Origin of the sequence: Enterobacter sp. JBIWA005, assembly GCF_019968805.1 — a bacterium.
GTDB lineage: Bacteria > Pseudomonadota > Gammaproteobacteria > Enterobacterales > Enterobacteriaceae > Enterobacter > Enterobacter vonholyi.
Map to the genome: position 1 here is coordinate 1,902,196 of NZ_CP074159.1, position 22,341 is coordinate 1,924,536.

General features: G+C 55.9%; 22 protein-coding genes and 2 tRNA genes. 9 read left to right on the forward strand and 15 right to left on the reverse strand.

From position 1 onward, the window contains the following. Positions 1-233 precede the first annotated feature (233 nt). The 3 genes from pykF to KGP22_RS09050 all read right to left on the reverse strand — a co-directional run bounded on the left by pykF (position 234) and on the right by KGP22_RS09050 (position 4,560). Positions 234-1,655, reverse strand: coding sequence for a pyruvate kinase PykF (pykF, locus tag KGP22_RS09040; protein WP_029739779.1), 1,422 nt, complete (start codon positions 1,653-1,655; stop codon positions 234-236). A gap of 377 nt (positions 1,656-2,032) precedes the next feature. Next, on the reverse strand, positions 2,033-3,178 hold the full coding sequence (locus KGP22_RS09045; RefSeq protein WP_149367123.1) for a PLP-dependent aspartate aminotransferase family protein: 1,146 nt from the start codon (positions 3,176-3,178) through the stop codon (positions 2,033-2,035). Between the two features lie 11 nt (positions 3,179-3,189). Continuing rightward, complete coding sequence (locus KGP22_RS09050) at positions 3,190-4,560, reverse strand: cystathionine beta-synthase (RefSeq protein WP_133294231.1); 1,371 nt, start codon at positions 4,558-4,560, stop codon at positions 3,190-3,192. 400 nt (positions 4,561-4,960) lie between these two features. Between KGP22_RS09050 and KGP22_RS09055 the strand changes: the two genes are divergently transcribed. From KGP22_RS09055 to fumD, 4 genes are all read left to right on the forward strand, one after another. Then, complete coding sequence (locus tag KGP22_RS09055) at positions 4,961-5,983, forward strand: ATP-binding cassette domain-containing protein (protein ID WP_045910313.1); 1,023 nt, start codon at positions 4,961-4,963, stop codon at positions 5,981-5,983. Next, positions 5,976-6,644 carry a methionine ABC transporter permease gene (locus tag KGP22_RS09060; protein WP_149366738.1) on the forward strand — a complete coding sequence of 223 codons (669 nt, stop codon included), beginning with the start codon at positions 5,976-5,978 and terminating at the stop codon, positions 6,642-6,644. Before KGP22_RS09055 ends, KGP22_RS09060 begins: the two co-directional genes overlap by 8 nt. A gap of 23 nt (positions 6,645-6,667) precedes the next feature. Next, complete coding sequence (locus tag KGP22_RS09065) at positions 6,668-7,480, forward strand: MetQ/NlpA family ABC transporter substrate-binding protein (RefSeq protein ID WP_008500616.1); 813 nt, start codon at positions 6,668-6,670, stop codon at positions 7,478-7,480. Positions 7,481-7,590: 110 nt separating this feature from the next. Continuing rightward, positions 7,591-7,800 (forward strand): fumarate hydratase FumD, encoded by a 210-nt coding sequence (gene fumD / locus KGP22_RS09070; protein WP_008500615.1) that lies wholly within the window; start codon positions 7,591-7,593, stop codon positions 7,798-7,800. On the opposite strand, the gene KGP22_RS09075 is transcribed toward fumD, so the two are convergent. From KGP22_RS09075 to KGP22_RS09090, 4 genes are read right to left on the reverse strand one after another with little or no spacing between them, the layout of a single operon-like run. Continuing rightward, positions 7,781-8,467 (reverse strand): amino acid ABC transporter permease, encoded by a 687-nt coding sequence (locus KGP22_RS09075; protein ID WP_149366739.1) that lies wholly within the window; start codon positions 8,465-8,467, stop codon positions 7,781-7,783. The two genes, fumD and KGP22_RS09075, sit on opposite strands and share 20 nt — an antisense overlap. Further along, the gene (locus KGP22_RS09080) at positions 8,451-9,227 is read right to left on the reverse strand and encodes an amino acid ABC transporter permease (protein WP_149366740.1); all 777 of its coding nucleotides are present in this window, start codon (positions 9,225-9,227) and stop codon (positions 8,451-8,453) included. The genes KGP22_RS09075 and KGP22_RS09080 overlap by 17 nt, the downstream gene beginning before the upstream one ends. Further along, the gene (locus tag KGP22_RS09085) at positions 9,227-10,042 is read right to left on the reverse strand and encodes an amino acid ABC transporter ATP-binding protein (RefSeq protein WP_111965643.1); all 816 of its coding nucleotides are present in this window, start codon (positions 10,040-10,042) and stop codon (positions 9,227-9,229) included. Before KGP22_RS09085 ends, KGP22_RS09080 begins: the two co-directional genes overlap by 1 nt. Before the next feature lie 2 nt (positions 10,043-10,044). Then, positions 10,045-10,875 carry an ABC transporter substrate-binding protein gene (locus KGP22_RS09090; protein ID WP_188035102.1) on the reverse strand — a complete coding sequence of 277 codons (831 nt, stop codon included), beginning with the start codon at positions 10,873-10,875 and terminating at the stop codon, positions 10,045-10,047. A 245-nt stretch (positions 10,876-11,120) separates the two neighbouring features. Between KGP22_RS09090 and KGP22_RS09095 the strand changes: the two genes are divergently transcribed. Next, positions 11,121-11,288 (forward strand): hypothetical protein, encoded by a 168-nt coding sequence (locus KGP22_RS09095; RefSeq protein ID WP_038419198.1) that lies wholly within the window; start codon positions 11,121-11,123, stop codon positions 11,286-11,288. Between the two features lie 92 nt (positions 11,289-11,380). Here KGP22_RS09095 and KGP22_RS09100 read toward each other — a convergent pair whose 3' ends face one another. After that, the gene (locus KGP22_RS09100; RefSeq protein WP_003857665.1) at positions 11,381-11,521 is read right to left on the reverse strand and encodes a hypothetical protein; all 141 of its coding nucleotides are present in this window, start codon (positions 11,519-11,521) and stop codon (positions 11,381-11,383) included. A gap of 125 nt (positions 11,522-11,646) precedes the next feature. Here KGP22_RS09100 and KGP22_RS09105 point away from each other — a divergent pair, with 125 nt between their 5' ends. Together KGP22_RS09105 and KGP22_RS09110 are read left to right on the forward strand one after the other, a co-directional pair. Further along, positions 11,647-12,429 (forward strand): MBL fold metallo-hydrolase, encoded by a 783-nt coding sequence (locus KGP22_RS09105; protein WP_149366741.1) that lies wholly within the window; start codon positions 11,647-11,649, stop codon positions 12,427-12,429. Between the two features lie 72 nt (positions 12,430-12,501). Then, positions 12,502-13,137 (forward strand): carbonic anhydrase, encoded by a 636-nt coding sequence (locus KGP22_RS09110; protein WP_109844381.1) that lies wholly within the window; start codon positions 12,502-12,504, stop codon positions 13,135-13,137. Positions 13,138-13,165: 28 nt separating this feature from the next. On the opposite strand, the gene KGP22_RS09115 is transcribed toward KGP22_RS09110, so the two are convergent. The 4 genes from KGP22_RS09115 to mdtK form a co-directional block, all read right to left on the reverse strand. Beyond that, positions 13,166-14,761 carry an FAD-NAD(P)-binding protein gene (locus tag KGP22_RS09115; protein WP_149366742.1) on the reverse strand — a complete coding sequence of 532 codons (1,596 nt, stop codon included), beginning with the start codon at positions 14,759-14,761 and terminating at the stop codon, positions 13,166-13,168. A gap of 119 nt (positions 14,762-14,880) precedes the next feature. Continuing rightward, a tRNA-Val gene (locus tag KGP22_RS09120) sits at positions 14,881-14,957 on the reverse strand. Between the two features lie 4 nt (positions 14,958-14,961). After that, positions 14,962-15,038 (reverse strand) — tRNA-Val (locus tag KGP22_RS09125). 153 nt (positions 15,039-15,191) lie between these two features. Then, complete coding sequence (gene mdtK / locus KGP22_RS09130) at positions 15,192-16,565, reverse strand: MdtK family multidrug efflux MATE transporter (RefSeq protein ID WP_111965646.1); 1,374 nt, start codon at positions 16,563-16,565, stop codon at positions 15,192-15,194. Positions 16,566-16,790: 225 nt separating this feature from the next. Between mdtK and KGP22_RS09135 the strand changes: the two genes are divergently transcribed. Next, positions 16,791-17,432, forward strand: a complete 642-nt coding sequence (locus KGP22_RS09135) for a riboflavin synthase subunit alpha (protein WP_095442481.1) — start codon at positions 16,791-16,793, stop codon at positions 17,430-17,432. A gap of 33 nt (positions 17,433-17,465) precedes the next feature. Here KGP22_RS09135 and cfa read toward each other — a convergent pair whose 3' ends face one another. Both cfa and punC read right to left on the reverse strand, forming a co-directional pair. After that, positions 17,466-18,614, reverse strand: a complete 1,149-nt coding sequence (cfa, locus tag KGP22_RS09140) for a cyclopropane fatty acyl phospholipid synthase (RefSeq protein ID WP_111965647.1) — start codon at positions 18,612-18,614, stop codon at positions 17,466-17,468. A gap of 298 nt (positions 18,615-18,912) precedes the next feature. Then, complete coding sequence (gene punC / locus KGP22_RS09145) at positions 18,913-20,112, reverse strand: purine nucleoside transporter PunC (protein ID WP_149366744.1); 1,200 nt, start codon at positions 20,110-20,112, stop codon at positions 18,913-18,915. Positions 20,113-20,226: 114 nt separating this feature from the next. On the opposite strand from punC, the gene punR reads away from it, so the two are divergent. Then, the gene (gene punR, locus KGP22_RS09150; RefSeq protein WP_045910323.1) at positions 20,227-21,138 is read left to right on the forward strand and encodes a DNA-binding transcriptional activator PunR; all 912 of its coding nucleotides are present in this window, start codon (positions 20,227-20,229) and stop codon (positions 21,136-21,138) included. A gap of 17 nt (positions 21,139-21,155) precedes the next feature. On the opposite strand, the gene purR is transcribed toward punR, so the two are convergent. After that, positions 21,156-22,181, reverse strand: coding sequence for an HTH-type transcriptional repressor PurR (gene purR / locus KGP22_RS09155; RefSeq protein WP_008500597.1), 1,026 nt, complete (start codon positions 22,179-22,181; stop codon positions 21,156-21,158). Positions 22,182-22,341: the final 160 nt, after the last annotated feature.

Sequence of the window (22,341 nt, forward strand, 5' to 3'; positions counted from 1 at the left end):
TTTTTTTGATGGGAATACACCTATTTTTGATCGTTCGCTCAAAGAAGCATCGAATCAGCCCTTTTCGGGCAAAAATCTAAGGAAAAAAAGGCATTTATCATCGGATTCATCTTAGATAATTCGCAATTAAATAGAAAAACCCGATTTGCATTTTGAATGCGTTTGGCTAATGCCAGGAATAAAAAAAGCGCCCGGAGGGCGCTTTTTATCCAAATTAATTCGTTCAGGAATTATTACAGCACGTGAACAGATGCGGTATTGGTAGTGCCGCTTGGTACCAGTGCGCCAGAAACCATGACCACAACGTCACCTTTCTGTGCCAGACCACGATCAACCAGCTCCAGAGCCACTTCTTTACCCAGACGGTAGAAATCATCCGTAGACGCGATCTCTTTCACCAGGTGTGGGATCACGCCTTTGCTCAGCACCAGCTGACGGGCAGTGGTTTCGTTGGTGGTCAGCGCAAGGATAGTCGCATCCGGGAAGTATTTACGCACGGCGCGAGCAGATTTACCGCCCTGGGTGGCAACCACGATCAGTGGGGCTTCCAGTTTCTCAGCCGTTTCTACCGCACCGCGGCATACCGCTTCGGTGATGCGCAGCTTGCGGCTGTCGTTGTTGTAGTCCAGACGGCTTTTCATCACGCGATCGGTACGTTCGCAGATGGTGGCCATGATGGACACCGCTTCCAGCGGATATTTACCTTTCGCGGATTCGCCGGACAGCATAACGGCATCGGTACCGTCGAGGATGGCGTTTGCCACGTCGCCTGCTTCAGCGCGGGTAGGGCGTGGGTTTTTGATCATGGAGTCCAGCATCTGCGTTGCGGTGATAACCACTTTACGCGCGCGCACGCATTTCTCGATCATCATCTTCTGCGCGAAGATCACTTCTTCAACCGGGATTTCTACACCCAGGTCGCCACGTGCAACCATGATGCCGTCAGACGCTTCGAGGATTTCGTCGAAGTTGTTCAGGCCTTCCTGGTTTTCAATTTTGGAGATGATCTGGATCTTCTCGCCGCCGTGCGCTTTCAGGTGCTCACGAATTTCAACTACGTCAGAACGCTTACGGATGAAGGATGCCGCAACAAAGTCAACGCCTTGTTCGCAACCGAAGATCAGGTCCTGTTTGTCTTTTTCAGCCAGCGCTGGCAGTGCGATAGAAACGCCCGGCAGGTTAACGCCTTTGTTTTCGCCCAGGTCGCCGTTGTTCAGTACTTTACAGATAACCTTGTTGCCTTCGATAGCGGTAACTTCCATACCGATCAGACCATCGTCTACCAGCACGGTGTTACCAACGGACAGATCGTTGGTGAAGCCTTCATAGGTCACTGCAACGATTTCGCTGTTGCCGACAACGGATTTGTCGGTGGTGAAGGTGAAGGTCTGGCCAGCTTTCAGAGAGACGTCGTTACCGCCTTCCAGTTTGATAGTACGGATTTCTGGACCTTTGGTATCCAGCAGGATCGCGGCTTTTTTACCGGTCTTGCTCATCACGTTGCGCAAGTTCTGGATACGCTGACCGTGTTCTGCGTAGTCACCGTGGGAGAAGTTCAGACGCATCACGTTCATGCCGGCATCCAGCATTTTGGTCAGCATCTCTTCAGATTCGGTTTTCGGGCCGATAGTACAAACAATTTTCGTCTTTTTCATGACAGTCTTAGTCTTTAAGTTGGGAAGGATATGGAAATCTCGCTCCGGGGGCGCACCGCCGCGGAGTCAAACCTGTGTTGCAAAAGAGTATATGACACGCACTAAGGATAGGAGACATCAAATGAGCGTGCAGAAGAAAGTGTGCCTGAGTGACAGCCCAACGAAGGAGAGGAGAAGTTGTACGTTGTTTTTTGTATTCCAAGCGCTGAAACCATTCACCAAGGATTAGGCGCGCATTATACGCTGATTTGAAGATAAAAGGAAAATGGAAACGGTGTTTCAAAAATAATCTATGCAGTTTCACATAATATTGTTATCAAGGCGTTAAGCCATGATGACAACTTATAGCGGCAGGTGAGGGACCTGCCGCATTTTGCTTATTTTTGCAGCGCCTGGCTGAGGTCGGCAATCAGGTCTTTCGGATCTTCAATCCCGACTGACAGGCGGATCAGCTGCGGCACAATGCCGTTTGCCAGGCGTTGCTCGAGCGGAATCGACGCGTGCGTCATGCTGTAAGGCTGGCTCACCAGACTTTCCACGCCGCCCAGGCTTTCTGCGAGGGTGAACAACTTCAGGTTGCGAATCACCTCGGCGGCGCGTTGCGCATCGCCTTTTACCACGACGGAAATCATCCCGCCGGGCAGGGCCATCTGGGTGCGGGCAAGCTGATATTGCGGATGCGACTCCAGGCCGGGATAGAACACCTTTTCGACCAGAGGGTGTTGCTCCAGCCATTGCGCAATCGCCAGCGCGTTGGTGCTGTGCTTTTCGACCCTCAGCGCGAGCGTGCGAATACCGCGCAGCGTCAGGAAACTGCTGAACGGATCCAGGACGCCGCCCACCGCGTTTTGCAGGTAGCCCAGCTTATCCGCCAGTTCCTTGTTATCCCCGACAATCGCCAGCCCGGCGACCACGTCAGAGTGGCCGTTAAGGTATTTGGTGGCAGAGTGAACCACGATATCGAAGCCCGACTCCAGCGGACGGTGGATCACCGGCGACGCGAAGGTGTTATCCGCCACGCTGATGACGTTATGACGACGGGCGATTGCCGCGATGGCCGCCAGATCCGCCAGCTTCAGCAGCGGGTTGGTCGGCGTCTCGACCCACACCATACGCGTATCCGGGCGGATGGCGGCCTCGAGCCCGGCGAGGTCGTCCGGTTTAACCCAGCTGACCTGCAGGCCGGTGCTGCGCTTGCGCACGTTTTCGATCAGGCGGTACGTCCCGCCGTAAACGTCATCAATGGCGACGATATGGCTGTCTTTATCCAGCAGTTCGAGCACCGTGGAGATGGCCGCCAGGCCGGAGGCGAAGGCGTAGCCGCGCGTACCGCCCTCCAGTTCGGCAATCGCGGTTTCCAGCGCGTGGCGGGTAGGGTTGCCGCTGCGCGAATACTCATAGCCGGTATGCTCGCCGGGTGACGGTTGCGCAAACGTCGAGGTGGCGTAAATCGGCGGCATGACGGCGCCGTGCTGGTCGTTGAACTCGCCGCTGTGGACGCTCAGGGTAGCCAGGTTTTTCATCATCAGTTCCTTTATTGCTGAAGACGGTTGCGCCAGGCGGTCAGAACGTCGCTGCGCGTAATCAGACCGAGAAAACGGTCGTTGTCATTAATGACGGCCACCAGGCCGCGGTCGAAGATGGCGTGCAGGGCGCTTTCCGGTGCGTGTTTATCAAGAAACTCCACCTGACGCGTCATGGCTGCCGTCACCGGCAGCGCGAAGCGATCGCCGTCGCCGCCGATATGCCGCAGGAGATCCCACTCGTCGATAATGCCCACCACCTTGCCGTTCTCCAGCACCGGCAGCTGGGAGATGTCATACAGACGCATGCGTGCCAGAACGGTGGAAAGCGTGTCGTCCGGGGCCGCGGTAACGGTGGCGCCTTCATCGTGGCGCAGGGCGATGTAGTCAGAGAGGTCGCCGGCCTGAGGACGCGTGATGAGCCCCTGCTGTCGCATCCAGTCGTCGTTGAACATCTTCGAAAGATACTTATTGCCGCTGTCGCAGGCGAAGGTCACCACGCGCTTCGGCGTGGTCTGCGCCTGGCAATACTTCAGCGCGGCCGCAAGCAGCGTGCCGCTGGAGGAGCCCGCCAGAATGCCCTCCGTTTTCAGCAGCTCGCGCGCGGTGGTGAAGGCTTCGCGGTCGGTGATGCGCCAGGCGCGATTCACCCCTTCAATGTGGGCCAGCGGAGGAATAAAGTCTTCGCCAATTCCCTCAACCAGCCAGGAGCCCGCGTCGTGGTAGCGTCCGGTTTCCACCTGGTCGGCCAGAACGGATCCGGCCGGGTCTGCCAGGACAAATTCAGTATGCGGAGAGTGCTCGGCGAACCACGCCTGCAGGCCGCCCAGCGTGCCGCCTGAGCCGACGCCCACGACGATGGCGTCGATCCTGCCGTCAAGCTGCTCGTACAGTTCCGGCGCCGTGGTTGTGCGGTGCGCCAGCGGGTTGGCTTCGTTGTTGAACTGGTCGATGTAAAACGCGCCGGGAAGTTCGTTAGCCAGGCGCTGGGCGTAATCCTGGTAATAGGCCGGGTGGCCCTTATTGACGTCGGAGCGGGTCAGCACCACCTGGGCACCCAGCGCGCGCAGGTGGAAAATCTTCTCGCGGCTCATTTTGTCCGGCACCACCAGAATCAGCGAGTAGCCTTTCTGGGCGGCGATTAGGGCCAGGCCGAGACCGGTATTGCCCGCCGTAGCCTCAATTATCGTGCCGCCAGGCTTCAGCTTACCGGTACGTTCCGCTTCGTTAATCATCGACAGCGCAACGCGATCCTTAATCGAACCGCCCGGGTTCTGGTTTTCCAGCTTCAGAAAGAGCGAGCAGGGACCGGTATCAAGCTTATGCAGCTGGATCAGCGGGGTACGACCAATCAGTTCGGTGACGGAGTGATAAATCGTCATGATGTTTTCCTTTCTGGATGTCATGACGGGATGATAGGGCGGTGAAATTTTCTCAATAAAGAACCATTCACTGCCGTTTAGAACAGAAAGGAATATAAATGCCATTTCTGGATGGCAGGACAGCAAGACGTAAAGTTGTCTGGATGTGAGGATGGCTATATCGGGATAAAATGCTGCAAAAATGACCGTTTTTTGCGCCCGTCCGCCAGCAGATATGCATCCGGCAGATAATCATTGCTGAAATTGGTCTAAATGCTGCCCACCCGGTAAATCCGCTGTTTATTTCGGAAAGTTATAACACATTCTTTTTTGTTCATTTAAAAGCTGGTAACGGCTGTTTACTATCGTTTGGACATCCATACTGCTAAACCGCCACGGGCGGCACGGATAATGAATAAGAATGATTGTACTGAGCAATATTTCGAAAGTTTTTGACAACGGAAAGGTGGCACTCACAGCCGTTGATAACGTCAATTTGACGATAGCACAGGGACAGATATACGGGATCATTGGTTACAGCGGCGCAGGTAAAAGTACGCTTATCCGCCTGCTCAACGGGCTGGAAAAACCGAGCAGCGGCAGCGTAACCATCAACGGGCAGAACATTTCTGCCGCAAAAGGTGAAGCGCTGCGCCAGGCGCGTCTGAAGATCAGCATGGTGTTTCAACACTTTAACCTGCTGTGGTCGCGCACGGTCAGCGAGAATATTGCGTTCTCGATGCAAATTGCCGGCGTACCGAAAGCCGAAATTAAGGCCCGCGTGGCCGAGCTTATTGAACTCGTTGGCCTGAAAGGCCGCGAGCATGCCTATCCGTCGCAGCTGAGCGGTGGTCAAAAGCAGCGCGTGGGTATTGCGCGTGCGCTGGCTAATCGCCCGGATGTGCTGCTCTGCGATGAAGCCACCTCCGCGCTTGACCCGCAGACCACCGATCAGATCCTCGATCTGCTGCTGGATATTAACCGCCGCTTTAAGCTGACCATCGTGCTCATCACGCACGAGATGCACGTGGTGCGCAAAATCTGCGACCGCGTGGCGGTAATGGAGAACGGTAAGGTGGTGGAAGAGGGAGACGTGCTGAGCGTCTTTACCCATCCGCAGCAGCCGATTACGCAGCAGTTTGTGCGTCAGGTGAGCCAGTACGCTGAAGAAGAAACGTTCAATACCGAACTGGCAAACGATCTGGAAGGGACGGTCATCAGGCTGACCTTTACCGGGCACAGCACGCATAAGCCTATTGTGGGCGAACTGACGCTGCGCTACGGCCTGCCGTTTAACATCCTGCACGGAAAAATGACCCAAACCGCTCACGGCGTGTTTGGTCAACTCTGGGTGCACGTCGTGGCATCTGACGAACAACTGAACAATATCCTCGCCGACCTGCAGCACAGCGATATTGAAGGCGAGGTGATTAAACATGGCTGAGAATCTCTTTCCGCATCTCGAGTGGGATCAGCTCTGGGCGGCGACGCTTGAGACGCTGTACATGACCGCGCTGTCCGGCGTGGCGACCTTTGTGCTGGGCATCGTGCTGGGTCTGGCGCTGTTTTTAACCGCGCGCGGCGGTCTGTTCCATAACCGCACGGTCTACAGCGTGATTTCGATCGTGGTGAACGTGTTCCGCTCGATTCCGTTCATCATTTTGATTGTGCTGCTGATCCCGTTCACCAAGACCGTCGTCGGCACCATTCTTGGCGCCAACGCGGCGCTGCCGGCCCTGATAGTGGGTGCCGCACCGTTCTACGCACGCCTGGTGGAGATCGCCCTGCGTGAAGTGGATAAAGGCGTGATTGAAGCGACGCGCTCGATGGGCGCACGACTGAGCACGCTCGTGTTTCGGGTTTTACTGCCGGAATCATCACCCGCACTGGTATCAGGTATTACGGTGACGCTGATTGCGCTGGTGAGCTACAGCGCAATGGCGGGGGTGATTGGCGCCGGTGGTTTGGGAAATCTGGCTTATCTGGAAGGATTCCAGCGCAACCATGGTGACGTCACGCTGGTGGCAACGGTGACCATTCTGATCATCGTTTTCATTATCCAGTTCTGCGGCGATGTCATTACTTCACTGTTAGATAAACGCTAATAAATACACACAGGAACCACATCATGAAAAAGACACTGACACTGATCGCCGCAGCAACCCTGAGCGCCCTGAGCTTCGCCTCCTGGGCCGACACCCTGACCGTGGGCGCGTCCAACACGCCGCATGCGGAAATTCTGGAGCAGGCAAAGCCGATTCTGGCGAAGCAGGGTATCGACCTGGAGATTAAACCGTTCCAGGACTACATTCTGCCGAATACCGCGCTGGCGGGTCATGACATCGACGCGAACTATTTCCAGCATATTCCTTACCTGAACAGCGTGCTGAAAGATCATGCGGGCGATAAGGACTACGATTTTGTCAGTGCGGGCGCGATCCACATTGAGCCAATCGGCATCTACTCCAAAAAATACAAGTCGCTGAAAGACCTGCCGGAAGGCGGCAAGATCATCATGCGTGACGCGGTTTCTGAAGAGGGGCGTATTCTTTCCATCTTCGAGAAAGAGGGCGTGATCAAGCTGAAGCCGGGCATCGATAAAGTGACTGCGCGCATCAGCGACATCGTCGAGAACCCGAAAAAGCTGAAGTTCACGCCTAACGTTGAAGCGTCTCTGCTGCCGCAGATGTACAACAACAACGAAGGCGATGCGGTGGTGATCAACGCCAACTACGCGATTGACGCCGGTCTGGATCCGGTTCACGACCCGATTGCGGTTGAGAGCGGTGAAAACAACCCGTACGCCAACATCATTACCGTACACCGCGGTGACGAGAAGAAGAAAGATATCGTCGCGCTGGTGAACGTGCTGCACTCGAAAGAGATTCAGGACTGGATCCGCACCAAGTACAAAGGCGCGGTTATTCCTGTAAACAACTAATTTACTGATTTTACTGATGAAGCCCGGCGAGTCTATCGCCGGGCTTCTTTTTTGTATCCGGCTGGAGAATCATTTAAGCTCAACGTTTAAAAGGCAATGGAGTGATGACGATGGGTAACGTGACCAAAGATGAAGCGCTGTACCAGGAGATGTGCCGGGTGGTCGGAAAGGTGGTGCTCGAGATGCGTGATTTAGGGCAGGAGCCAAAGCATATTGTCATTGCCGGAGTCCTGCGTACCGCGCTGGCGAACCAGCGCGTTAAACGCAGTGAATTGACAACCGAAGCAATGGAAACGGTGGTTAAAGCGCTGGCCGGGTAAGGCGCCAGCGCTTCGCAAGCTGCTCGAGCGAGCAGCAGAGCAGGTAGTAAACCACGCCCGTAAAGATAAAAATGGCCGCCGGGTAGATTTGCACCCGGTTGTTGACCTGTCCCGCCACCGTGGTCAGTTCCGGGACGTTCACGATAAACGCCAGCGACGTATCCTTCAGCAGGCTAATAAAAATCCCCACCAGCGACGGCAGAATATTCCTCAGCGCCTGCGGCAGCAGCACGCGCAACAGGGTTTGTTGGGTGCTGAAGCCCTGAGACAGCGCGGCCTCGTACTGCCCGGTCGGCAGCGCGCTCAGCCCGGCCAGCACCGAGTGCATCACGGTGGCCGCCGTAAACCAGGCCAGCGCCAGCATGACGGTCAGCGCCCCGGGCAGATCGCCCCCGGTGATGAGCGGCAGGAGATACCACATCCAGAAAATCACGAAGATAAGCGGGATACCGCGAATCAGTTCTGCCCATAAAAAGAGGACTTTTCGCACGAGCCCGGTAAAGCGCCAGGCCAGGCACGCGAGCAGTATCCCTCCGGGCAGAGCGATAACCGCAGCGCCTGCTGCCATCATTAACGAAAGCAGTACGCCTCCCGGTTCACCCGTTGCCGCGCGTCCCCACAGCAGATAATCGAGGTTATCGGTGATGACATTAAGTCCGGCAATCATGTTTTTCACTCCCTGCGATGACGACGTTCGGGCGTTTACGTTTCGCCTGTGGCCCAAGGCGTACCAGCACCATCCCCATGACCAGGCCGGTCAGCAGATAGAGCACGGTACCGAGGGTAAACGCCTCCAGCGCGTGCGCGTTATAGCTTTCGATCTGCCTGACCTGATAGGTGAGCTCGGCGAAGCCAATCCCGCTGGCGAGCGAGGAGAGCTTCATCAGATTGAGATACTGGCCCACAACGGGCTGCCAGGCGTTAGCCAGGCCCTGCGGCAGAAGGATGAAGCGAAACAAGCGCCACGTGGAGAATCCCTGGGCGAGCGCCGCCTCCCGCTGCCCGGCGGGCACGGAACGCAATCCTGCTTCCACCTCTTCGATTAAAAACGCCGAGGTAAAAACGCCCAACCCCCAGGCAGAGCATAAAAATTCGGGCGTAAACCACCAGACGTCGCCGGGCAGAATCGACCAGCTGTGATCGGCGTTGACCGCGTCGCGAAACGCCTGAGGCAGCCCGTTCCAGGCGGCAAAATACCAGAACAGTAGCTGCACCAGCAGCGGGGTATTGCGAAAGAGTGATACCCAGCCGCTGACGATCGCTTTCCCGACGCGTCCGCCGGACAGGCGCAGAAGCATAAAGAGCAGTGCGAGCAGGCTGGCCAGCACGATCCCCGCCAGCGTCACCCACAGGGTGGTGAGGAATCCGGAGAGTATCCACTGCAGAGGCTGTCCGGTCAGTACCCCCTGCCAGTCGAGCGCGGGCATTACAGATGCTCCTGATGCAGCGGGTTGAGCACCTTTTGCAGGAAGCGCTGCGCGCGCGGATGCGCTGGCTGGCTGAAAAACTGCGCCGGCGGCGCGGTTTCCAGAATTTGCCCGCCGTCGATAAAGACAATCCGGTCGGCGATTTCCCGGGCAAACTGCATCTCATGAGTCACCACGATCATCGTGATCCCGCTGTGGGCGAGGGCTTTCATCACGAACAGCACTTCACCAATCATCTCCGGATCCAGCGCGGAGGTGGGTTCATCAAACAGAATGATTTGCGGTGAAGAGGCGAGGGCGCGGGCTATCGCCACGCGCTGCTGCTGCCCGCCGGAAAGCTCCGCCGGGTAATGGTGGGCTTTTTCCAGCATCCCGACTTTCTCCAGCAGGGCCAGCGCGCGCTCCTGAGCAGGATGCGGCTTCCAGCCGTGAACGTGCTCCAGTGCCAGGGTGATGTTCTGGCTGGCGGTGAGATGGGCATAGAGATTGAACTGTTGGAACACAAACCCCACGCGGCTTCGCAGCTGACGCAGCCCGGTACCGGAGAGCTTTCCGGTAGGCTTGTTGTCGACCAGAATCTCCCCGCCGCTCAGGGTTTCAAGCTGGTTGATAAGACGGATCAGGGTGGATTTACCGGAGCCTGAAGGGCCGAGGATGGCAACCACTTCTCCGGGCGTGATGGTGAGGTTAATATCGTTTAAAACCTGATGGTCACCGTAGCGTTTGTCCACATGAAGAAACTCGACGCTGGCCTGTTCCAGATGTGAAAAATCCGCGGCACCGGCCGCGGAGTGTGAAAATAAACCTGAGAGCATAATTACCTGACTTCTATTTTAAAGGCGCGCGGCTGTGGAGCAGGGGTGCCAGGACCAAACCAGGCATCATAGATTTTTGCCGCCTGACCGGTCTTCTCGAGATTAACCAGTTCGTCGTTAACGGCCTTCAGCAGCGCCGTTTCACCTTTCTTCACCCCCACGCCAATCTCTTCTTTACTGAGCAGGTCGGGCAGGATTTTGAAGTTGGCTTTGTCCGGCGCCTGCGCCAGCAGGCCGGCCAGAATGGTGCTGTCCTGGGTAATGGCCTGGACGTTGCCATTGCGCAGTGCGGTCAACGCCAGCGGGATGTCGTCATAAGAGAGGACGCGGGACTGCGGGAAACGCTGGTGCAGCGCCTGCTCGCCCGTCGTTCCTTTGACTGCGCCGATGCGCGCCCGGCTATAGTCATCAAGCTTGTCCGGTGATTTTGCCGGAACGAGGAACTGCTGGCCGGTAACGAAGTAAGGCGTAGAAAAATCAATGACCTGCGCGCGTTCCGGGGTGATGGTGATATCCGCCACGATCAGGTCGGCTTTGCCGGACTGCAGCAGCGGAATGCGGTTGGCCGGATTGGTGGCAACCAGTTCAAGCTTCACGCCGAGCGATTTTGCCAGCGCTTTGGCAAAGTCCACGTCATAACCCACGATCTCATGCGTTTTGGCATCAATCGAGCCAAACGGCGGGTTGGCGTCAAACGTGGCCACTTTCACCACCCCTGCGGCCTTAATATCCGCCAGCTGATCGGCCTGTGCCTGCGCTGAAAGCAGGCTCCCCGCCGCCAGTAATCCCAGAACCAGTGTCCGTTTGGTAAACCCTTTCATATTTGCTGCCATAGTCATTCGCCATCCCGTTGTTTTTGTTTTACCCCGTTACGCTCCCATAAGGGAAAGCTATCGCCAAATAAGAAATCGTTCTTTGCTATGAGCAAAAAAGCATTAGTGAACAAGGTGTTAATGAAGCGTGAAAAGGACGGGGTGCTATTTGCAGATCCTGCACATAGACAGTGGATTTTGGTATTTCCCCTGCACGGGATTTGGGTGCTTAACTGAGGTCAGACACGGCGAGAGAGGGTAAGACGATGAAAAAGTGGATCAGCACGTTACGGCGGTTTTTTGCGGCCCGGCCAGCGAATGCGGAGAACAGCGCGCAACGTGTTCTTGAGTCGATACTTCCTGTCGCCAGCCTGTATGGCGTAGACGTTGCCAACATTGACCCGGAGTGGTTCCATGATAAAACGTCACGCTGAACTGCGCCGCACGCGCGAAACCTACTGGAACGAGGTGTGCGTGACGTTTAACGAGTGAAATAAAAAAGCACCGGTTTCCCGGTGCTTTTTTATTAGATCTTGCAGGCGTCGCCGCAGTCATCGTCGGCGACAATCGCCTGCGCTTTTTTGTCTGCATCGTCCAGACGTTCCGCATTACGCTCTTCAGCTTCATCCAGACCGTTAAAGACTAAGTTATCGAGATCAATTTCCATGTTGCACCTGCTCTGTTCAGTTTTCGATACTGGCACAGTATAGGGCAAAAAAAGCCAGCAATGTACCTCGCAGCACATAAGGATAATCCCTGCCATACTCAGTGCTTTATCGCTGAGGAGAGCACATGATTACACTCTGTAAAACCTGTGGAACCGCCTACGATACGCAGCCGGACAGATGCCCGATTTGTGAGGATGAACGCCAGTATGTGCCCATCACGGGGCAGGCGTGGACCGATCTCGATACCATCACCGCGGCGCACAGCAACAAATGGCAGCAGCTGGAGCCGCGATTATTCGGTATCAAAACGGTTCCTGCGTTTGCGATTAACCAGCGGGCGCTGCTCCTGCAAACGCCCCACGGCAATATCCTCTGGGACTGCATCGCCAACCTCGATCCCGCAACCCAAACCCTCATCGCCGCCCTTGGCGGCATCAGCGCGATTGCGATTTCACATCCGCACTATTACACCACGATGCAGGAGTGGGCTGCGGCGTTTGATGCGCCGGTGTACCTGCACGCCAGCGACAAAGAGTGGGTGATGCGCGACAGCCCGGCCATTCATTTCTGGGAGGGGGATACGCTGGAGATTTTCCCGTCGGTTACCCTGCTGCGTCTGGGTGGGCATTTTGCCGGGGGAACGGTGCTGCACTGGCAGGAGGGGGACGGGGTATTGCTGGTTGGCGATATTCTGCAGGTCACGCCGGGTAAAGACGCCGTCTCGTTTATGTGGAGCTACCCGAATTATCTCCCGCTGCCGGCCCGAACGGTGGCGTCGGTGGTGAGTCATCTCGAAGGCAAAACCTTTGAACGTCTTTACGGCGCGTTCGAAGGGCAGAACATCCTGACCAGTGCGGACGAGATCGTGCAGCGGTCGGGCCAGAAATATATTGCTTGTCTGAAGTAAACCACGATGGGTAAACTTTACGAGTGTGATCTCGATCATGCCTAAACTAAAACAGATAAAAGAGACATTGCTATGCAACATATCATTGAAGGTTTTCTCAGCTTTCAAAAAGAGATTTTCCCGCAACGTAAAGAACTCTTCCGCAGTTTAGCGTCCAGCCAGAATCCCAAAGCGCTGTTCATCTCATGCTCCGACAGCCGTCTGGTCCCGGAACTGGTCACCCAGCAAGAGCCAGGACAACTCTTTGTCATTCGTAATGCTGGCAACATCGTGCCGCCGTTCGGACCGGAGCCAGGCGGTGTGTCCGCAACCATCGAATACGCCGTGGTGGCGCTGGGCGTCACGGATATCGTGATTTGTGGTCACTCCAACTGTGGCGCAATGAAGGCGATTGCCGATAACGCGAACCTGGAGCCGATGCCTGCGGTGTCACACTGGCTGCGCTATTCCGACGCGGCGAAAGCCGTGGTTGAGAAGAAAACCTGGGATAAGCCGATCGATAAGGTCAATGCGATGGTGCAGGAAAACGTGTTTGCGCAGCTGAGCAACATCAAGACCCATCCGTCCGTTGCGGTGGGCCTGCGTAATAACTCCATCCGACTGCACGGCTGGGTGTACGATATTGAAAGCGGCGAAATCCTCGCGCTGGATAAAGCGACGAAAAGTTTCGTTTCGCTGTCGGAAAACCCGGAAGTCTTCTTCGAGTAATTACCGACAGCAGGGCATGGAAGCCCTGTCACATCTCAATATACGGTAACCTTCTCCGCGATCCCGACGCGGGTTTTTCAGCCGCCTTCGCCATCGCTTCTGCAATCTCAGCACATTCCGCCAGCCCCTGAACGAAGGGACGGTCGTGCATCAGCCACGGTATCGCGCCGAAGGCGATGCGTCCGCGCACGGTGTCAGGCGCTTTTAAGGTGTAATCCTCGCCGATATCGGGTATCCGATCTCCCGTTGCTTCCAGCTGTTTTCGCAGCGTCGGGAAGGGCAGATCTTTCGTTTTGAGCGGCTTTTGTCCGCGTGCGTCAATAAATACGTTGAAACGATAGACGGTCTCTTTTGTGGTTATCACCGTTCGATCGCTGCCAACGTCGAGCGTGTAGTCGTCACCGAGCGCGGCCACGCTGATGATGCCGGCTTCGCGAAGTGCGAGCAGCCTGCGGATAGACTGCGGAGGAATGGCGGCATAATTGTCGATAAATACCCGAGCCAGCCCCTGACTGAAGCGTTCACCGTCTTGCTCATCGAGATGGGGGACGATCTCCTGAACCACTTCATGCAGCCGAAGCACGGTATAGCGCCAGGCCACGGTACGGCGTTCCCGTTTGTTGCGTTCAACCTCGTTGAGATTCTCTTCCGCCCAGGTAAAGGGGCCGTGGCGTTTACGATCCTCAAACCAGGCCTCACGAATAGTGTCCGCATTCAGCGTATGCAGAGACATTTTCTCGCACCATGCCGGATCGGCAAGCTGAAGCTCTTTGACCATCAGGGCAAAAATGCGGTCAAGCAGGCCATCCGGTCCTTTGGCTATCTCGCTTTCCACCACGAATTCGGTCAAAACCGACAGCGGTTCGTAAGGAATAGGGCAGTAAAAATCGGCTTCCGGCAGAATGCCCGTCCGGGACATCAGCGTAATGTGTAACCCTTCGCTGCCGTTGTCGAGGATGAATTTACCGTTACTAAACTCACCGTGCTGCATCACCACCGCCATAGCCGCGTCGAGACCGCTCAACGAGGTGCCCATAATGCCCACGCGGCAAGGGGGAATGCTGGCATCCATCAGGCCGGACCACGGGCTTGGGAAGAATGTGCGCGTGGCTTCATCCTCGTCTGGCCAGACGTGGCCGGTGGCGATAACCGCCAGGTCGAATTTATCCGGTAGGGCGCGGTCGTTGACCGAAATCGTCACGCCGGTTGTCGAAGGGTTGATGTCGGTGACCTTCGCTGATTCATGGATCTCAACCTGGAACCCCAGCTTTTTCGCCTCTTTTACGATTGATCGAAAGCTGTCGCGAAAATACTCCCCCAGCAGGATCCTCGGCAGGAACTGCCGATCGTGCAGGCGGGCTTTATCAACCTTAAAACGCAACAGATGGGCGTCGCTCTGTTCCTTGAGCCAGTCGAGGTAGGTCATAAAAATGGGCGGGATTTCAATGCTCGCAATGTTCGCCAGCATCAGCCGGGAATTATCGTCGTCGTTATAGGGCATTCCCACGCCGGCTTCATCGGCCTGTTCGAAAACGGAAACGGAGAGCGGCGTGCTGTTCTTAAGCAGGTGATAAAAGGTGTAAATCCCAGTGGGGCCGGAGCCGATAATCGCGATCTTCTTCATCAACACGTTTCCTGTGTTTTTTTCCATAGGAAAAGCGTAGCAGGAGAACAATGAAGAAAATAAGGGATTAGGAAAATTCAGGATATCAGAATAGGAGTTGCACCATTTCAGGACTGAAATGGTGCGTCCGAGTGGACTCGAACCACCGACCCCCACCATGTCAAGGTGGTGCTCTAACCAACTGAGCTACGGACGCAGAATGGTGCGTTCAATTGGACTCGAACCAACGACCCCCACCATGTCAAGGTGGTGCTCTAACCAACTGAGCTATGAACGCAACGTGTTGTCGGTGACAACGGGAACGAATATTAGCGGCACAGCATCGAGGTGGCAAGAGGGAAAATGCAATTTTCTCTATGATTTCACGCGATTGCTGTATTACCGCGCAAAGTGAAGAGAAAGTAGCCGCCAGGCGGCGGCTACTGCGTCGTTAACGTGCAGCGCGTTGCAAAATGACCGTTGATGGCTGGCGCTGCAGGAAGCGCATGCGCATCATCATCATAATCGCCGCCGAGGTCAGGCCGATGATAAAGCCCATCCAGAACCCTGCCGGTCCCATGCGCTCAACCACCAGGTCGGTCAGGGCCAGAATATAGCCACACGGCAGACCCAGCACCCAGTAGGCGATGAAAGTGATAAAGAAGATGGAACGCGTGTCTTTATAGCCGCGCAGCACGCCGCTGCCAATCACCTGAATGGAGTCAGAAATCTGGTAAATCGCGGCCAGTAGCATCAGGTGCGATGCCAGTGTGACGACTTCCGGATTGTCGTTGTAGAGCAGGGCGATCTGCTCGCGTAATGCGACGGTAAAGAGCGCAGTACAGATCGCCATGCAGACGCCGACGCCCAGCCCGGTTCGGGCGGCCGTTTGCGCATCGAGCGTTGAGCCCTGGCCCAGGCGGAAGCCCACGCGAATCGTCACCGCCGCCGCCAGCGACATCGGCAGGACGAACATCAGGGAGCTAAAGTTCAGCGCGATCTGGTGCCCGGCGACGTTCACAATGCCCAGCGGGGAGACCAGCAGGGCGACCACGGCAAACAGGGTCACCTCAAAGAATAGCGCGAGGGCAATCGGCAACCCTAACTGCACCAGACGCGTCATGATGTTCCAGTCCGGCGTGCTGAATCTGTGCTCGTTACGAATATCGCGCATGGAGCGGGCGCGCTTCACGAAGGTAAGCATCGAGAAGAACATTACCCAGTAAACGGCGGCCGTCGCCACGCCGCAGCCGACGCCGCCCAGCTCCGGCATCCCGAAATGACCGTAAATAAAGACATAGTTAACGGGAATGTTGACCAGCAGCCCGATAAAGCCCATCACCATGCCGGGCTTAGTTTTCGCCAGGCCTTCACACTGGTTACGCGCCACCTGGAAGAAGAGGTAGCCAGGCGCACCCCAGAGCAGCGCGCGCAAATAACCCACGGCTTTGTCCGCCAGTGCCGGGTCAATGTTATGCATAGCGCGAATGATATGGCCCGCGTTCCAGAGCACGACCATAATCAGCACCGAGACAAATCCTGCCAGCCAGAAGCCCTGGCGGACCTGATGGGCAATGCGCTCGCGGCGCCCCGAACCATTGAGCTGAGCGATAACAGGCGTGAGCGCGAGCAGCAGACCGTGGCCGAACAGGATGGCCGGAAGCCAGATTGACGTACCGATAGCTACGGCCGCCATGTCGGTGGCGCTGTAGCCACCCGCCATTACCGTATCCACAAATCCCATTGCGGTCTGGGCCACCTGCGCGACGATCACTGGTATAGCCAGTGCCAATAGCTGGCGCGCTTCATTCATGTACTTCTGCACGTGAACACCTTTATTTTGTAGTTATATGAGAGACTAAAAAAGCCGCCGAAACGGGCAGCAAGAAGAAAATGCAGGGGGGTGCCAGCTATTGTAGCGGGCTTTAGCTATTTATCTAGTGAAAAAATCGCCAGAATATGCGCCCCGCTGGCAACCTGTTTTTCCAACTGTTATTGTGGTGGGATTAAACGGTGCCATCACCGTTCGGAAAAAACAGGAGTTGTAAGCATGTTTACTGGTATTGTGCAGGGCACCGCCAAAGTGGTGTCCATTGATGAAAAACCTAATTTCCGTACTCATGTTGTTGAGCTGCCGGAATATATGCTTGAGGGCATTGAAACCGGCGCGTCGATTGCCCATAACGGCTGCTGCCTGACCGTTACCGAAATTAACGGCAACCAGATTAGCTTTGATTTAATGAAAGAGACGCTGCGGATCACTAACCTGGGCGAGCTGGTGGTAGGCGATACCATCAACGTTGAGCGCGCGGCGAAGTTCAGCGATGAGATTGGCGGTCATCTTATGTCGGGGCACATCATGACCACCGCCGAAGTGGCGAAAATCGTGACCTCGGAAAATAACCGTCAAATCTGGTTTAAAATGCAGGACCCGTCATTAATGAAATACATCCTCTATAAAGGATTTATTGGCATTGACGGGATTAGCCTGACGGTAGGGGAAGTGACGCCAACGCGTTTTTGCGTGCATTTAATTCCTGAAACGCTGCAGCGCACCACGCTGGGCGCGAAAAAACTGGGGCATCGCGTGAATATCGAAATCGATCCGCAGACCCAGGCTGTGGTGGATACGGTTGAGCGCGTGCTGGCAGCAAAAGAAGCCGCAATAATAAAGACCGCCGAAGAAGAATAAAAAAATAACCCCGGATATCCGGGGTTATTTTTTTTAGCGTGCGACACGCAGTCCGTGTTCTATCCCACGGCTGAATACCACCTGCCAGAGCTGAATATCCCGTGCGCGAAACGCCCCCGCGCAGGCATTCAGATAATAGCTAAACATTCGTTTGAATCGTTCAGAATAGTTGTCCGCAATCTCTGGCCAGGCTTTCTGGAAACGTTCATGCCATGCCATTAAGGTGGTGTCGTAGTCCGCGCCAAAGTTATGCCAGTCTTCCATCACGAAATGGGGTTCACTGGCGTTGGCAATCTGGCGAACGGACGGTAAACAGCCATTCGGAAAGATGTATTTGTTGATCCACGGGTCAACGTTGTTGTCGGTCCGCTTAGAGCCGATGGTGTGCAGCAGGAAGATGCCGTCCGGTTTCAGATTCCGGTCCACCACCTCAAAATAGGTATCGTAGTTTTTTGGCCCCACGTGCTCGAACATGCCGACGGAAACAATCCGGTCAAACTGTTCATTCAGGTCACGGTAGTCCTGCAGCCTGATATCCACATCGAGATCCTGGCAGCGCTCCCGCGCCATTTTTTGCTGTTCCGCTGAGATCGTCACGCCGACCACGCTGACGCCATAATGCTTAGCCATAAAATATGCCAGCCCACCCCAGCCGCAGCCGATATCCAACACGCGCATGCCGGGCTGTAGCTGCAGCTTCTCGCTAATCAGACGCAGCTTCGCCTGCTGAGCCTCTTCAAGCGTCGAGGCCTCTTTCCAGTAGGCGCAGGAGTATTGCATGAAAGGGTCCAGCATACGGCTGAACAAATCGTTGCCAAGATCGTAATGTTCTTTGCCAACGATCCACGCGCGTTTTTTACTCTGGAGATTGAAAAGTCGGGCAGAGGCGACGCGCAGGGTGTCTTTCAGGTTGCGAGGGAGTTGATTTTCAAGACCGGCACGCAACACGCTGGCGAAAAAGGTATCCAGACGTTCACACTCCCACCAGCCGTCCATGTAGCTTTCTCCCAGGCCTAACGACCCTTCCCGCAACACGCGTTTAAAAAAGTCGGGATGTTTAACCTGAGGATCGGATGGCGATGATCCATTGATAGTGATGCCTGCTCGACCTAACAGTTCACTGACGATCCGGGACCAGTTATCGTCCGGAACGCTGACTTCTTCTATACACGATGAACTCATAGCTTCTCCATCACCCTACTGTGATCAGAACCTTAAAACAGCGTAGACGCTTTTTTTGGTTTGTGAGAAATCTCACGGTAAATACCGCGAGGCTAGTATCCGACGTAGAACAGAGGAAGGGAGATAACCCTTGCCGAAATGCCTTCCATGGTAAAACGGGAGCACTCCGGCTCCCGTTAACACTTAATATTTATCGTATTTAATCGAACCAAATTTAGTATAGGCTTCAAAATTTGGTGATTCAATAGAAAATTGTTAGCAACCTAATCACTGAAATATAACATGATTTCTGGCGCAATCAGGCATGCGAGGTTTCCACCTGAGCACCGTTATCCTGCTCACGCTGCGCGGAGGCCTGCATGCGATAGCCCAATGCCGCCAGCGCTACGGTGAACAGCATCACGCTGGTGGTGGTCAAAAGCGGCGTAGCAATCAGCGCCGAGACCACCAGGCTTGCCAGGAAGCACAAACCCAGCTGCAGGGTGTTCTGCAGCGCGGCGGCGCGGCCTGTTGCCTGCGGGAACGGTTGCAGGGCCTGTGCCACAACGATAGGGTAAATCGCCCCGTTCGCAATGGCCATCACGCAGAACGGGATCAAAATTTCAGCCAGGCCCGCGCCCGGAATAAAGCCAACGGCCCAGGTCCCGATGACGCTTAGCGCATACAGCACCAGCAGCCACGGCAGCATCTGCTGGCCTTCCCATTTTTGCAGCGCCGCGCGACAGCCGTACCCGCCCACAAGGAACGCTATTGTCTGCGGAACATAGCTCAGGCCGATGGCTGCCGGACTGTAGCCCATATCGTGCAGAATGAACGGCGAGCCGGTGAGCCATGCGAAGAAGCTTGCCGAGCAGGCGGCATAGATCAGGACATTCCCGCGATACGCTTTGGCGCTCAACAGTGAGGTGAAGGTAATCGGCTTCGCGTCGGCATGCGCCTCTTTTTTATGCGCAGGCTTGAGGGCGAACGCCGGCAGCATCAACACCAGCGTGATGGCAAACAGCGTGGCGAAGATGGCCTGCCAGTCAAAGTGCGCGAGGATCCAGCTGCCCAGCAGCGGAGCCAGGGCAGGGGAGAGGCCCACCAGCGGCATAATGGTGGCGAAAATACGGTTTGTGCGGTTAGCCGGGTAGTAGTCGGTCACCAGCGCCTGCCAGGTCACGGCCGCGGCACAGACGCCCACGGCCTGAACGAAGCGCAGCACCAGCAGCCAGGTGGCGTCGCGTACCCATAACATCCCCAGGCAGCCCACGGCAAAAATGGCCAGACCCAGCAGCAGTACCGGTTTACGACCAAAGCGATCCGAGAGCGGTCCCCAGAGCAGCTGTGCAAAAGCAAAACCGGCGAGGAACAAACTCAGGCTGGCGCTGATGGCGGCAGCGGGGGTTTGCAAATCTTCCTGCATCGCGGCAAAAGCCGGCAGGTACATATCGGTGGCCAAAAAGCCCAGCACGCTTAAGCCGCCGAGCCAGACTAAAAAACCGTTCCTGGGTTGCATTATTTTATTCTCCTGAGGAGGCAGGTGTACATTGGCGCTGAGTGTAGGGAGTGCAAAGCCGCTTGTGAAACGCTAATATTTGGCGGGTGCATTCAAAATTTTTGCAGGCAGAAAATGTGGTCAGATTATTCTCTTGAAGTGGTCGATGCTGTCGCGCGTAACGGCAGCTTTAGCGGTGCGGCGCAGGAGCTGCACCGCGTCCCTTCGGCCATCAGCTACACGGTGCGTCAACTGGAGGAGTGGCTGGCGGTTCCGCTGTTTGAGCGGCGGCATCGTGATGTGGAATTGACGCCCGCCGGGGCGTGGTTTTTGAAGGAAGGGCGTTCTGTTATCAAAAAAATGCAGATCACCCGCGAACAGTGCCAGCAGATCGCCAACGGCTGGCGGGGACATCTTTCTATCGCGGTGGATAACATCGTGAAGCCGGAACGCACCCGACAGATGATTGTCGATTTCTATCGTCACTTCTCTGACGTTGAGCTGCGGGTCTCGCAGGAGGTGTTCAACGGCGTTTGGGATGCGCTGGCGGACGGCAGGGCGGAGATGGCGATTGGCGCCACGCAGGCGATCCCGGTCGGGGGACGTTACGCCTTTCGCGATATGGGGATGCTGAGCTGGAAATGCGTGGTGGCACGCGATCATCCCCTGGCGGCGATGGACGGGCCGCTTAGCGACGATACGCTGCGCAACTGGCCCTCGCTGGTGCTGGAGGATACGTCCCGTTCATTGCCCAAGCGTATCACCTGGCTTCTGGACAACCAGCGGCGGGTGGTGGCTCCGGACTGGGAATCGTCGGCGACGTGCCTCAGTGCCGGACTGTGCGTCGCGATGGTGCCCGTTCATTTTGCGCGTCCGCGCATCGATACCGGCGAATGGGTTGAACTGACGCTGGAAAATCCGTTCCCGGACGCGGCCTGCTGCCTGACCTGGCAACAAAATGATGTCTCGCCCGCCATGGCCTGGCTGCTGGATTATCTGGGGGACAGCGAAACGCTGAACCGGGAATGGTTACGGGAGCCAGCGTAGCTGGCCCCGTAAAGGGATTAACGACGGTAGTCGCGGAACGGACCGTCCGCAACGGAACGGCGTTCAATCAGGCGCGGGTGAACTTCAATGGACTGCGACTCTTCGCGCTTGTTGACGATCCTGTCGAGCAGCATATTGAAGGCCGTTTCGCCCAGCGAATCTTTCGGCTGGTGAATGGTGGTCAGCGCTGGGGTGAAGAAGCGCGCGTTACGCACGTTGTCATACCCGATCACGGAAATATCCTGCGGTACGCGCAGACCCAGCTCATCGGCGGCGCAAAGCGCGCCCATGGCCATGATGTCACCCCCGCAGAAAACGGCGGTCGGACGGTGCGGCTGGGAAACGATCTGCTGCATCGCGCGGTAGCCTGATTCCGGCTCAAAGTCGCCCTGCACGATCCAGTTTTCCGGCACGGTGATCAGCGCTTCTTCCATCGCTTTCATAAAACCGGCAAGACGGCCCGCCCCGGTGTTGCGCTCCAGCGGACCCGGGATCACGCCAATCTCGCGGTGACCGCGTTCGATCAGGTAACGGCCGGCCATGTAACCGCCTTCAAAGGCATTGTCGATAACGGAGTCGGTGAAATCCGCACGCGCTTCGCCCCAGTCCATAACGACCATGGGGATGTGGCGATACTCTTCGAGCATCGACAGCACGGATTCCGGATACTCGGAACACATTACCAGCAGGCCGTCAACGCGCTTCTGCGCCATCATCGACAGGTAAGCACGCTGTTTTTCAATGCTGTTCCACGCGTTGCCCAGAATCAGGGTATAGCCTTTCTGAAAGCAGTTTTTTTCAACCGCTTCAATGATCTCGGCAAAATAGGCCGCTTCACTGCTGGTCGCCAGCAATCCAATGGACTTGGTGTGATTAACCTTGAGGCTACGCGCGACCGCGCTTGGCGAATAGTGCAGCTCCTTGATCGCTGCCCAGACGGCGTTGCGCGTCTCTTCCGCCACAAAGCGGGTTTTGTTAATTACATGTGATACGGTTGTAGTGGAAACGTTTGCGCGTTTTGCTACGTCTTTAATTGTTGCCATTAAATGTCACTCCAGACCATATCCTAAACTCCTGAAAAACTTGAAGGTAAACGTTTGCCTTCTCTCACCCTTATCACGCAATCTTGAATTGCGGCACGCCGGGAAAACGACACGGGACGTCAGGAGGGGGTCAATGGCCGGTACGCTAATAAATTTAGCG

Coding starts and splice junctions, on each gene's coding strand:
- pykF (WP_029739779.1), bottom strand. CDS start 1,655: ATGAAAAAGACGAAAATTGTTTGTACTATCGGCCCGAAAACCGAATCT.
- KGP22_RS09045 (WP_149367123.1), bottom strand. CDS start 3,178: ATGAAAAACCTGGCTACCCTGAGCGTCCACAGCGGCGAGTTCAACGAC.
- KGP22_RS09050 (WP_133294231.1), bottom strand. CDS start 4,560: ATGACGATTTATCACTCCGTCACCGAACTGATTGGTCGTACCCCGCTG.
- KGP22_RS09055 (WP_045910313.1), top strand. CDS start 4,961: ATGATTGTACTGAGCAATATTTCGAAAGTTTTTGACAACGGAAAGGTG.
- KGP22_RS09060 (WP_149366738.1), top strand. CDS start 5,976: ATGGCTGAGAATCTCTTTCCGCATCTCGAGTGGGATCAGCTCTGGGCG.
- KGP22_RS09065 (WP_008500616.1), top strand. CDS start 6,668: ATGAAAAAGACACTGACACTGATCGCCGCAGCAACCCTGAGCGCCCTG.
- fumD (WP_008500615.1), top strand. CDS start 7,591: ATGGGTAACGTGACCAAAGATGAAGCGCTGTACCAGGAGATGTGCCGG.
- KGP22_RS09075 (WP_149366739.1), bottom strand. CDS start 8,467: ATGATTGCCGGACTTAATGTCATCACCGATAACCTCGATTATCTGCTG.
- KGP22_RS09080 (WP_149366740.1), bottom strand. CDS start 9,227: ATGCCCGCGCTCGACTGGCAGGGGGTACTGACCGGACAGCCTCTGCAG.
- KGP22_RS09085 (WP_111965643.1), bottom strand. CDS start 10,042: ATGCTCTCAGGTTTATTTTCACACTCCGCGGCCGGTGCCGCGGATTTT.
- KGP22_RS09090 (WP_188035102.1), bottom strand. CDS start 10,875: ATGGCAGCAAATATGAAAGGGTTTACCAAACGGACACTGGTTCTGGGA.
- KGP22_RS09095 (WP_038419198.1), top strand. CDS start 11,121: ATGAAAAAGTGGATCAGCACGTTACGGCGGTTTTTTGCGGCCCGGCCA.
- KGP22_RS09100 (WP_003857665.1), bottom strand. CDS start 11,521: ATGGAAATTGATCTCGATAACTTAGTCTTTAACGGTCTGGATGAAGCT.
- KGP22_RS09105 (WP_149366741.1), top strand. CDS start 11,647: ATGATTACACTCTGTAAAACCTGTGGAACCGCCTACGATACGCAGCCG.
- KGP22_RS09110 (WP_109844381.1), top strand. CDS start 12,502: ATGCAACATATCATTGAAGGTTTTCTCAGCTTTCAAAAAGAGATTTTC.
- KGP22_RS09115 (WP_149366742.1), bottom strand. CDS start 14,761: ATGAAGAAGATCGCGATTATCGGCTCCGGCCCCACTGGGATTTACACC.
- KGP22_RS09135 (WP_095442481.1), top strand. CDS start 16,791: ATGTTTACTGGTATTGTGCAGGGCACCGCCAAAGTGGTGTCCATTGAT.
- cfa (WP_111965647.1), bottom strand. CDS start 18,614: ATGAGTTCATCGTGTATAGAAGAAGTCAGCGTTCCGGACGATAACTGG.
- punC (WP_149366744.1), bottom strand. CDS start 20,112: ATGCAACCCAGGAACGGTTTTTTAGTCTGGCTCGGCGGCTTAAGCGTG.
- punR (WP_045910323.1), top strand. CDS start 20,227: ATGTGGTCAGATTATTCTCTTGAAGTGGTCGATGCTGTCGCGCGTAAC.
- purR (WP_008500597.1), bottom strand. CDS start 22,181: ATGGCAACAATTAAAGACGTAGCAAAACGCGCAAACGTTTCCACTACA.